Source organism: Staphylococcus epidermidis, assembly GCF_006742205.1.
In the GTDB taxonomy this organism is placed as follows: Bacteria; Bacillota; Bacilli; order Staphylococcales; family Staphylococcaceae; genus Staphylococcus; species Staphylococcus epidermidis.
Window position 1 is genome coordinate 313798 of record NZ_AP019721.1, and the last position, 12007, is coordinate 325804.

General features: G+C 30.7%; 10 protein-coding genes and 2 pseudogenes. 7 read left to right on the top strand and 5 right to left on the bottom strand.

Translation table 11 applies throughout. The annotated features are described in order from the left end of the window. The first annotated feature begins 44 nt into the window (after positions 1 to 44). The 3 genes and pseudogenes from FNL83_RS01465 to FNL83_RS01475 form a co-directional block, all read left to right on the top strand. Positions 45 to 491 carry a MarR family winged helix-turn-helix transcriptional regulator gene (locus tag FNL83_RS01465; protein ID WP_001831825.1) on the top strand — a complete coding sequence of 149 codons (447 nt, stop codon included), beginning with the start codon at positions 45 to 47 and terminating at the stop codon, positions 489 to 491. A gap of 215 nt (positions 492 to 706) precedes the next feature. After that, positions 707 to 1189, top strand: coding sequence for an IS200/IS605-like element ISSep3 family transposase (gene tnpA / locus FNL83_RS01470; protein WP_001832528.1), 483 nt, complete (start codon positions 707 to 709; stop codon positions 1187 to 1189). Positions 1190 to 1326: 137 nt separating this feature from the next. Continuing rightward, positions 1327 to 1850 (top strand): annotated as a pseudogene (locus tag FNL83_RS01475) (DNA/RNA non-specific endonuclease); the annotation flags it as partial. A gap of 28 nt (positions 1851 to 1878) precedes the next feature. Here the strand turns inward: FNL83_RS01475 and FNL83_RS12170 are convergent. The 4 genes and pseudogenes from FNL83_RS12170 to FNL83_RS12000 form a co-directional block, all read right to left on the bottom strand. Then, positions 1879 to 2224, bottom strand: a pseudogene (locus FNL83_RS12170) (recombinase family protein); the annotation flags it as partial. 511 nt (positions 2225 to 2735) lie between these two features. Further along, entirely contained in the window at positions 2736 to 2867 is a 132-nt protein-coding gene (locus tag FNL83_RS12290) for a hypothetical protein (protein WP_001832932.1), read from the bottom strand. Between the two features lie 233 nt (positions 2868 to 3100). After that, a complete protein-coding gene (locus FNL83_RS01490; protein ID WP_002494655.1) occupies positions 3101 to 3196 on the bottom strand; it encodes a type I toxin-antitoxin system Fst family toxin in 96 nt (31 codons plus the stop codon). A gap of 171 nt (positions 3197 to 3367) precedes the next feature. After that, positions 3368 to 3535, bottom strand: coding sequence for a transposase (locus tag FNL83_RS12000; protein ID WP_001830645.1), 168 nt, complete (start codon positions 3533 to 3535; stop codon positions 3368 to 3370). A gap of 612 nt (positions 3536 to 4147) precedes the next feature. On the opposite strand from FNL83_RS12000, the gene FNL83_RS01500 reads away from it, so the two are divergent. The 4 genes from FNL83_RS01500 (at position 4148) to FNL83_RS01515 (ending at position 10259) form a co-directional block, all read left to right on the top strand. Then, positions 4148 to 5485, top strand: a complete 1338-nt coding sequence (locus tag FNL83_RS01500; RefSeq protein ID WP_001830672.1) for a poly-gamma-glutamate hydrolase family protein — start codon at positions 4148 to 4150, stop codon at positions 5483 to 5485. 407 nt (positions 5486 to 5892) lie between these two features. Next, positions 5893 to 5994, top strand: a complete 102-nt coding sequence (locus FNL83_RS01505) for an SE2200 family small protein (RefSeq protein WP_002437978.1) — start codon at positions 5893 to 5895, stop codon at positions 5992 to 5994. 196 nt (positions 5995 to 6190) lie between these two features. Beyond that, positions 6191 to 8524 carry a CDP-glycerol glycerophosphotransferase family protein gene (locus FNL83_RS01510; RefSeq protein WP_002456722.1) on the top strand — a complete coding sequence of 778 codons (2334 nt, stop codon included), beginning with the start codon at positions 6191 to 6193 and terminating at the stop codon, positions 8522 to 8524. A 190-nt stretch (positions 8525 to 8714) separates the two neighbouring features. Continuing rightward, complete coding sequence (locus FNL83_RS01515) at positions 8715 to 10259, top strand: NAD(P)H-binding protein (protein WP_002489712.1); 1545 nt, start codon at positions 8715 to 8717, stop codon at positions 10257 to 10259. Between the two features lie 122 nt (positions 10260 to 10381). On the opposite strand, the gene FNL83_RS01520 is transcribed toward FNL83_RS01515, so the two are convergent. After that, the gene (locus tag FNL83_RS01520) at positions 10382 to 11851 is read right to left on the bottom strand and encodes an alkaline phosphatase (RefSeq protein ID WP_002456720.1); all 1470 of its coding nucleotides are present in this window, start codon (positions 11849 to 11851) and stop codon (positions 10382 to 10384) included. Positions 11852 to 12007 lie beyond the last annotated feature (156 nt).

Consider the following 12007-nt stretch of genomic DNA (forward strand, 5'->3'; position numbering starts at 1 on the left):
GTTTATTATAATAACGATATTGAATAAAAAAAGGATAGTGTTAAATGTCTAAAAATAAAAATGATTACGAACATATGCTGTTTTACTTCGCGTATAAGACTTTTATTACTACAGCGGATGAAATTATTGAGCAATATGGCATGAGTCGCCAACATCATCGATTCTTATTTTTCATTAATAAATTACCGGGTATAACAATTAAAGAACTTTTGATTACGCTTGAAATATCTAAACAAGGATCGCATGCAACGTTACGTAAATTAAAAGAAGAAGGTTTAATCGTCGAACAAACATCTAAGCAGGATAGACGAGTAAAAAAACTTTTTACCACTGAAGCGGGTGATGATTTAATAGGTAAGTTAAACCAAGCACAAGATGAATTAATTCAACAGACACTACAAAAAGTAGGCCATGATTGGTACGCGATGATGGAAGAACTAGCTAATTATCGTGAAGGATTCAAAACAATTGAACATTTGAAAGAAGATTAACAAAGATTTTGTAACATAAAGGTCTTAGAAGAAGAAAAAGACAATTTCTATATTTATTCAATAGAAATTGTCTTTTTTATAATTGTATAAAGAAAACCATGCGCTATGCGTATGGTTCAGAAAAGGTTTTACCGTTATCTAAAAAAACATCTCATCATGCTAGAATATATATTGGTCAGCCAACCAAAATATTCAACACGAGGAGATGCTTTTTTATGTCATCTGACACAAACAGTTTAGCACATACAAAATGGAATTGTAAGTATCACATAGTCTTTGCACCAAAATATAGAAGACAAGTGATATACGGAAAAATCAAAAGAGATATTGGAGTTATTTTACGTCAATTATGTGAAAGAAAAGGCGTAGAAATAATAGAAGCAGAAGCATCTAAAAATCATATTCATATGTTAGTTAGTATTCCACCTAAATTAGGAGTATCCTCATTTGTTGGATATTTAAAAGGTAAAAGCAGTTTAATGATTTTTGATAGACATGCTAATTTAAAATATAGATATGGAAATAGAAAGTTTTGGTGTAAAGGATTTTATGTAGATACAGTAGGTAGAAATAAAAAGGTAATTGAAAATTACATTCGTAATCAATTACAAGAAGAGATCGTTGCAGATCAAATTTCAATGGAAGAATACCTAGATCCCTTTACAGGAGAAGAAATTAAAAAAAGACGAAAAAAATAGTACCCCTTTAGGGGTGCTGGGAAAGTAGTGCAGTTGGCTGACCTATCAGTGCCCTTTTAGGGCTGGCCAGTAAGAAAGGCTTATAGCCGTAGAACAAACCACCCGTTCATACGGGTGGTTTTGATTGAAAACTATAAAATCATATTCATTATCAAGAAGCCCCAAATCTTACAAAGGTTGAATATGGTGACCATTATGAACGCAGATTTATGAAGCCTAAGAAATTGAAGGCCAACATCGAATATACAACACCGCATGGACACGTGTATCGAACGGATCACAAAGGCCGTATTAAAGAAGTATATGCGGATGACCTATCACTTCTAGATGGCGGACGTAATTCATATGCGCAACGAACAGTAGGAAGAGAAGACCGATTACCAGATGATGACGGCGGTCATTTAATTGCGCGCGGATTCGGAGGTTCTAAAGATATAGATAATCTCGTCCCCCAAAGTAAATACATCAACCGCTCATTTAAAGAGAACGGAGAATGGTATAACATGAAGAAAGAATGGCAAAAAGCAATTAAAAAGGGAGAGAAGTAAAAAATATTAAAATTGAAGTGAAATATAGCGAGAATAGTCAAAGGCCTAATAAATTTGACGTTAGTTGTGAAATTAATGGAGAAGAGCGTTTGTATTCAATAGAAAATATTTAGGAGTGAGAAAATCTGAAACCATTGCTCATATATGAATGAATAGATTTTTCATAAATTTATCTAATAATGAATTGCCAATCTCATCATTCATCATAGGTATGCTAGTAATCATTAATTAAACTTATTTGTCTTTTAAATAATTAACTGTCTTGATCACTTCATCGTAATTAAGGCCTAAACGATCAAATGACTACACTACAACCTCATCTTCCACCCTCACAAAACTAAGAAATTATTGAAATAACAATCTATTTTTAATAGATTCCCCAGACTGTTTTTCTGTAAATGTTTTTCACACCAAACGTTTTCAAATTATCCAGTTGTCTTTTTAAATTTTGATCCATGGATAATATCCTCGCATAGCCGACATTTATTTTCACTCCATAATTAATATACACCCAAATCATACGTTTGAGTCATTATAAATTCAACTACTATATCAGTATGATTAGGGTGTACTCTAATCATTTATTTTGTAAACTTTCCATATATAAAAAACCAAATGGTATAAATAAATATTATTAAAAACATAGCCGTGAACATAAACTGAATAAAACAAATAATAATTTGATATATAACAGTAGGAATGGACCCTAATATTTCTACAGACGTATTATTCAGTTTAAATATTAAATAATCGAAGAGAAATGAACTTCCTATTATAGTTATGAGTCCAATAATAGGTAAAGTAAGAAATAATAGTTTTTCCTTTTCGTAGTTTCTATGTAATGCTAGAAATCTATCCTCATTTTTGTACATGTGATCCAATAGATTTTTAGCAATTTTATAAGAAACTGACACAGCTGTAATTATTAATATAAAAATTGCAAATGGATTGGAAAAACTTAAAAAATATGTAATATAAATTGAAATCAAGGGAATTATCTATAAAAAGAATATATCTAATATAAATTTTCTGTCTTCCCTTCCATTACTTTTCTTTTCAAGAAATTCTATATCTTTTTGATACTTTTCGTTGTTTTGAATGTCTTTTAAATATGATTTAACCTTTTCCATTTAATACTCCCACCTTGATTTTGTATTCAACTAATTAGCCTTAATGTTAGCAATTTTATAGTATCAAAGAAAATCAATAATTCTAATTATAGAATTGCACTTACTTTTCTTATGTTTTTGCATTCCTCTATTAATCAGTGTTATAATATGGTTAACAAGAATTCTAGTGTGAATACACCAATCCCCTCACTATTGCAGTAGTGAGGGGATTTTTTAGGTGTGGCTATAGTCGCCTATTTATTGTTGCGATTACGTAGCCAATGCGTAAATAACGCAACAATACAACCATTGATGACTGTGGTCGTGATGTGAACAAGAATTTCTAGCATGAATAACACCTCCTCTCTGCGTCTAAATATGACGCCTGAGAGATAGGCGACTATAGTATTATACCATCTGTAAATATACAAGCATATCTACTTCCGATAAGTTATTTTATGTAATGATAGTGAGGTTTATTTCTTTGATATTCAGAGACAAAAGAGATACTTTATAAGTATTCAAATCTCTGAGTCGCTATTTTTCTTAATATTAAGCACCATTAATAAAAATTTTTTCCCTTTGACTTTATTTATAGATCGAGCTGACACTTGAGTGAAACCCAAAATAACCTTCATAAATCCCCAAATAGGTTCTACAGCCAATTTTCTATGACTATAGTTTTTCATTTCTAGTTAAGAAAGGTTTTAATTAGTTTGAATTTTAAAGTATTTCTAATTATCATTTTTCATGATTTTCTTATTTATTATGAACACGGTTTTATGTATAGCCGTTTCAAAGAACATGCTGAACAATCATCACATTTATTTATATTAAAATCACATTTAAAGCCATTTCCACCATTTCGATATACATATGATTAAAATCTATTCTTTTACTATTAAGACATAGAGATTAGTTAAAATCACCATTGGGTTTCGTTCCAAAAATTTTATTAACATATCGCGATATATTTTTGAGCAGTTCTAACATAACTTCCCATTGATAGCATAAGCTTTTAAGTTGAGGCTTGTTATAATTTTTATATGTAAGCCCTCTGTTAATTTAATTTGGTGGTGTTTATTAAAATATATGAAGGTGTCTTATTTTTTAAGGATTTATATCTTAAACTCTTTGTTATTGTTTAAAAAATTTTTTTAGTGAAAATATTTAGTAATATCAATGTTTTAAAAATATTGATATAATATAAAAAAACATTCCGCGACTTAATAAAAATATTGTTTTTTTTCAAAAATAAGTTAGTATAATTTTTATATTAATAATTCATAAGGAGAATTGATATGAAAGTCAAAAGTATTTCACGGTTCTTTTCAATGAAGAAAGTGACGCTAAGTTTCGTTACTTTATTTATTGGAGTAGGGACAATAGGTTCATACAATCAGTTTGCTGATGCAAGTACGAAAACGCAACAAACACATGTAACTAAGACATCTCCAACTCAAAAGACGACGTCCAATTTTAAACGTTCAGTTAAAGATACGTCTGTTAAATCTAGAGCTACATCAACAAAAAGAGCTACATCAACCAAACGAGCTATATCACCCAAAACATCATCAACTAAAAAAACTACAATAGCAAAAAAATCTACCACAGTAAATAAAACGCGCACAACAACCAGGACTCAGCCTACCATTCGTAAGAGTTCAACAACTTCAACACGTTCAAAAACAATACCTACTTCTGTGAAACGCACAACTTCTCATAAAGCAACTACTGTGTCGCCAACTTCTAAAGCTAAAATATCAACAAAGACACAACAATCAACTAAAAGTCATACAACTTCAGTTAAGAAAAACACTACACAACTAAGTAAAACAAAATCTCCGTCAACGTCAACAAAATCTAAAACAGTTCAATCCTCTACGACAAAGGCACAACCTACTTTATCGACTCAAGTTAGTACAACTACTAAAGCAAAGCAACTTTCAACGCCAACTACTTCTAAAACTGATAGCAGTAAAGCTTTAGTAAGTTTAGCATCTACAGAACGTAAAATAGATAAATACCAATCGATGACTCAGTTAGAAAAAGAAACAACTGAAGGTGTAGATTGGAGAAAAGATACAAAAAACACAGGGAATCAAGTACTCATTGTGGCTCCACATGGCGGAAGTATTGAACAAGGTACAACAGAATTAACTAAAGCATTAGCAGATAAAGGTAATTATGATTATTATTCATTTGAAGGTATTCGACCTAAAAATAACTCTGAATTACATGTGACGTCTACACATTATGATGATCCGACATTAAATCAAATGATTAAAAACCGTACTGCAACTATTTCGATTCATGGCGCATCAGGTACTGAGGAGATTATCTATCTTGGTGGGCCCCGTTCAGATTTAAGAAATGCTATAGAGAAGCAACTTGTAGGACGTGGATTTACAGTTAAAGTTCCACCAGAGTATCTAGGTGGTCAAAATAATAAAAACTTCATTAATAAAGAAGACAATAACACTGGCGTTCAGTTAGAATTAACGACTGCTTTAAGAAAAGCATTCTTTAAAAATGGAGATACTAGTACAAAAAATCGTACCAATAAAGAAAATTGGACACCAACAATGGAAGCATTTATTAATGCATTATATGAAGGTATCAATCAAACGTATTCATAAAAAATTTTTAATAAATGATGAACAACAATATCTTACTTAAAAAATCTTGATAAGGACGAGATGTTTTAAGATTATGTTATATTTTATAGTTCTTAATTTATGGTGAAAGTAACAATTTGACTTAAAATAGTGTTTCTATGTTGACTACATTTAAGTGATTATGCGGTATGAATTTACGATATATATATAATTTGTAGTGAAATAGTATAAGAATAAATCGTAATTTAAGTTGTAAAATAAATCTATGTAGTTTCAAAATTAATAATGAATTTTAGAAAATAAGGAAAAAATTACGATAATTTGAAATTCAAGTTTTTAAAAACAACTATAAAACGTGTATAATAGTAACTAACTATTGAACATTTTGTTTGTTCAAGAACCGCATCTTTGAAAGGAGTGTTATTAAGATGAAAAAATTAGCAGTTATTTTAGCATTAGCTGGTGCAGCGTTCTATGGTTTCAAAAAATACCAAAATCATGTAAACCAAGCTCCAAACATTGAATATTAAGATTCACTAATGATAATTATATGAAGACACGACTAGGTCGATTGCGACCATGTCGTGTCTTTTTTATTTTTAAAATTCAAAATTATTTTAATTATATACAAGTAGATAAAATTCCAAATATTAAGTATAATATCTTTCGCGAGTTCTACATATTAAAGATGAAATAATTTAATGTATTTGGGAAGTGAGATATTAAATGAAGATTAACATATTTGGATATAATATCTTCGCCAAGGGCGGAACATCAAGAAGTAATATTAACTTAGTGAAAAGCTTATTAGAAATTGGACATGAGGTACACTACTTTAATTATCAGGACTATAATAAAAGTGATATCACAAAACTAATTATTTACGAAGGTTTGAGCACAAAGCATCTTCATATTCATCAATTTAATAGTGGAAAAGAACTTGCTCATGGAGACCTACTTATAATTACTAGAGAAACCTTTTTTAATCATGCATATCTAGTTAAAAAATTAAATAGCAAGATTAAGATTGTTGGTGAAATACATGGTCCATTGGAATATATTAATGAGAATATAGATTTAGCATTAGACTGTATTGATTGTGTTCGAGTGAGTACAGCTAGAATTAAAAATGAATTTATAGCTAAATATGACTATCATCGGGTTTTTAATCAATACGTAAATGCACAACATATCGATTTAAAATCAGAGCCGATAAATACTAAACGAAATTTTTTAATTAAAGCACGTTTTGAGGATGAAGTTAAAGATATTTCATATATTATTAAATTGTTTAATTACATCATTAAAAACCAAATTGTTGATGATGCTCAACTTTATTTAATAGGATATGGTCCTTCAGAAATGCTTTACAAAAATTTGATAAATTACTATCATCTTAATGATTATATTCATATTAATGAAAAAGAACCACAGAGTTATATTTATGTATCTAGTTCGCCATATGAAACGCTCGGCTATTCTATATTAGAAACGATTGCACAGGGTAATAAAGCTCTAGTTTACTATGGTGATGATAACGTGTTAAAGGATATCTATGCACCATATGAAGCGATACGTTTTTTAACCAAAGATATGATTAAAGATAGTAAAATAATTAAAGACTTTCTAAACTATAAATATAGTCACTGTGATCGACAAAAAGATTATCGACAGTTGAAAAGTACGTTTAAATGCATTAATTATGGACAGGAATTTTTAAATAATGTTGAAACTTTCTCTTCATCTCAACATGTAAAAGTGAAGAAAATTCATCGACATCTCGGTAGTGAAAAACAAATAGATATAGCAAGTCGTTTAAAAGAGAGTCGTTGGATGAATTTAATTAGAAAAAATAAATATTTATTTAATAAATGTAAAACGTACTATGAAAAAAGAACGCATATGAGCTATATCAAAAATTTAAATCAAATACCTGTAGACGACGATTCAATATTTATAGAGTCTTTCCATGGCAAGAATTTTAGTGGAGATCCTAAATATATTGCTCTTGCTATTAAGAGACAGTATGATCATAAAAAAATATATGTGAGTTCAACCAATTCACTTGTTGATATGGAAATCAAACGTTACGGTTTTACACCTGTTCGATTTGGAAGCGAGAAATATATTAAAACGTTTAGAAAGTGTAAGTATGTTTTTATCAATGGTAACTCGTGGGATAAAGTGTACAAGTCTTCAGATCAGATATTTATTCAAACATGGCACGGTTTTCCATTAAAGAAAATGGTTAATGATTTAAATGAACAACATGAAAGACAACAACAACTAGAGGCATTCATACCACGCATGAAAAAATGGGATTACATTTTGACATCATCAGATATTAATACGACGTTGTTGGAATCTGCTTTTATGCTAAATAAAAATCCAAATCTTAAAGTTCTAGAATACGGCGCACCTAAGAATGAATATTTAATAAATAATAATAATTTACAAGAGCGCCAGCAGTTACAGCTTAAATATATGTATAAGATAGATGATGATAAAAAATATATATTATATTGTCCCACTTGGAGGGAAAATCAAAGAAAAGAAGTCACTCAGATTAATTTAAAAGATTTACTTAAATATTTACCAGAGAATTATGAGATTATTGTGAAACTTCATCCTAATGAAAGTCATTTAAGAACCAGATATAATCAAATAGATAATCGAATTCACTGTTATTTCAATGAACTTGTTGATATTCAAGAACTGTATATTCTGAGTGAATGTATGATTACAGATTACTCGTCGACCATTTTTGACTATATACATTTAAACAAGCCAGTCTTTATTCTTCAAGAAGACGAGCAACAATATAAACAAAGTGTTGGTTTTTATTTTGATTTGTTTGAAGTGGGTGATTTTCTTAAAGCCTCTTTAAATGAACGCATGTTAGCTAAACAAATTTGTAGCACTGATTATATAAATTATTCAAAAGTGGTTCATCGTTTGATGAAACAAGATAGTTCGAAAAGCAGTGAAAAGTTAATGGCCGAAATTCTTGGGGAACCAGAATATCCAAGTTCATCAAACTGCAAACAACAGATTTCTTAAAGAAAGTTGTTATTTACCGGGAAATAATATAATTATGGGTACTTTGAGACAAGAATCATGTGACTCTTGTCTCAGTTTCATATTTTTGGGTAAACATTTAACATATAGCAATGATAACCAATACAAATTTAATAAGTATACAATCTAACTATTTTTATAGAACATTAAAACACATTCTAGGGGGGAGTGCATGTCTAAAATTTTACTAACTGGTGCATCAGGTTATATTGGTAGCCATCTCAAGAATAAATTAAAAAAAGATCATGAAGTGATAGCTATATCCAGAAATACTCATAATAAAACGGATGAAGAAAATGTCACGTGGAAGTCAGCAGACTTATTTGATTTGGACGAAATTACAAAAGTAATGAAAGATGTAGATACAGCGATATATTTAGTACACTCTATGATGCCATCAGCAAAATTAACGCAGGCTAGCTTTGAAGATATGGATGCATTGTTAGCAGATAATTTTGCGCGTGCGGCGCAAAAGCAGGGTGTTAAGCATATTGTCTACATGAGTGGTTTAATACCAGAAAATGATGAGCTATCTGCACATTTAAGAAGTCGACTTGAATGTGAAAAAATTCTTGGTGATTACGGTATACCAGTTAGCACATTACGTGCAGGTTTAATTATTGGTGCAAAAGGAAGTTCTTATCCAATTCTTAAACGACTAGTTAAGAGATTGCCAGCAATGGTTTTGCCTAGTTGGGCTTACAATAAAATTGCACCTGTTGCCATTGACGATGTGATAGATGGTTTAGCAGCATTGGTGAATCGAACACCCAAAGATAACGAAGCAATTGATATCACAGGTCCTGAAGTGATGAATTATAAAACGCTGATACAGCGCACAGCTAACGTACTTGATAAGCGACTGCCTATGCTTGATTTACCTATTATACCCATTATCGTAAGTCGGTATTGGGTACAACTGATTTCAAATGTACCGAAAGAAATGGTATATCCATTAATGAATAGTTTAACTCACGATATGGTACCACATCGAAAACGCGTTGTGTCTAACTTGTCCGTAGGAAATATCACCTTTGAAGATAGTGTGAAAAGAGCACTAAGAGAAGAACAAAAGACTTCTAAGAAAAAGTCGGATTCGAAAAATTCTCAATCATTTGGGCGTATGCATCAAGAAATTAAAGATGTACGAGCCATTACACGGTTTAAAATTCCGGAAGGTTATTCGATTAAAGATGTGACTAAAGAATATGCAAAATTCATCAATAATATCACACTACATCTCGTTAAAGGTACGATAAATGAACGAGAATTTAATATGAATTTGCCCTTCATTAATAAATTTATTTTAAAAATGGAACGTGATGAAGCTGACTCTACAGAAGATATGGTGGTATATAATATTGTGGGTGGCGATTTAGCACATTCAAATGATGGTGGAAATGCACGCTTTGAATTCCGAAGAATAAGAAACACCAATGAGGGTATTATTGCTTTACAAGAATATGAACCTACATTACCTTGGGTAGTATATAAACTAACTCAAGCTAAAGCACACAAGACTGTTATGAATATTTTTAAAAATAAAATGGCACGTTTATCGCAACAAAAAAATGTGAAAGATGAAACATATATGTCTAATCGTGTAACTATTGGAGTAACAGTAGCATCAGCGTTCGTTATTGGAAGCGCAGTAGGGTTCCAACTTTTTAAAAAGCATCAAATCAAAAAGAACACAATGTCGAATGCAGAATTATAAGCATTTTATATTTAATTGTTATTACATCTTATGTGTATAAAATATATCATTTACATGATAAAGGGACAGTGGTCATGACGACGACTGTCCCTTTCTTATTATATTAAATTTAAACTTTATAATTAATTTTGATTTGATGTTACATTGTTTCCGAAAAAGTCAAATAAGTTTTTAGCGCTTTGGGTATTTTCCATATTCCCTTTGAATTTGTTAGAACCTGGCCCATATGCATATGTGTTAACATCTACACCTGTATGGCCATTGGTTGTCCAACCTGTGTGTGAAGCATCGTTAATTGGTTTTTGAATTGCATTTTGTAATTTTGTTGTTTGTTCTACAACTTTTTCGTCTTTGTCATCTTTACCTTCTTTTTGTAATTTGTGAAGCTCGTCTGCTGCTTTTTTGACTTTATCGAGTTGTTTATTTGGGAAATCAATACCGTATCCATCTTTAATTACTTTTTCAGGATCTTTTCCATCAGCGATTTGTTTTGTCATATACATTCCAGAATGTTTCATCTTGTGAATAGCCTCTGGATTCCATTTATAATCTTTACCTTTTGCGGTTGATAGACCGCCAGTTGAGTGGTCTGCAGTTGCTACAACAAGTGTATCTTTATGTGTCTTTGCATAATTAATAGCATTATCAAAAGCAGTTTCGAAACCAGACATTTCAGACATCACACCAGTGATATCATTAGGGTGGGCAGCTTTATCAATTGAAGCACCCTCAACCATTAAAAAGAATCCTTTATTATTTTTACTTAATTTATTTAGTGCACTGTTTTGCATGTCTACTAGCAACGGATTAGATTGAGGTGCATCTATTTGTAATGGCATATCTTTTTCTGAGAAAGTACCTAAAACTTGCTTGCTTTGTGATTGATTTAATTCATCTTTATTAGAAACGATATCATAACCATCTTTTTTGAATTTTTTCGCTAAATTTTTATTTTCTTTACCGAAGTATTTTGCACCGCCACCTAACATCACATCGACTTTATGTTTACCATTTATTTTATCATTATAAAATTGCTGTGCAATTTCATCTTTTTTGTCGCGTGAATCTACATGAGCAGCATATACAGCAGGTGTTGCATCAGTAAGTTCAGCAGTAGTTACTAAACCAGTTGATTTTCCTTGTTCTTTAGCTTGTTCTAGCACAGATTTAATTGGTTTTTTATTTGTATCAACACTAATCGCACCGTTATATGTTTTGTGACCGGTACTAAAAGCTGTTCCTCCAGCAGCAGAGTCTGTAACATTTTCTTTAGGATCATTAGAATAAGTACGATTTGTTCCTTTTAGATATTTATCGAATGCAGTTGGAGTCATTTTCTTAGCACCAGGCTTATTTTTATAATAACGATATGCAGTGTTAAAAGAAGGTCCCATACCATCGCCAACCATGAAGATGACATTTTTTGGATTTTTTGTGTTGCCGAAAGCAATGGCATCGTTTTGTGTTTGCTTAGTTTGAGCACTTTGTTCTGAGCTACCTGAAGCATATGATACGTTTACCGTACTTAAAACGGATGCTGCTACGATTGATGAAGCAAGCGTCGTCTTACCCATTTTGTTCATAAATTTCATAAATAAATTGCCTCCCAATATGTATGATAATTTAAGTATAGAAGACAAACTTTGACTGAGAGTTAGTTTTTAGTAAATATAATGTAAAGTAATATTATTTTTACATATTATAAAATTTTATCACTTAAATAAAATGTATGACTCTATATTCGATGT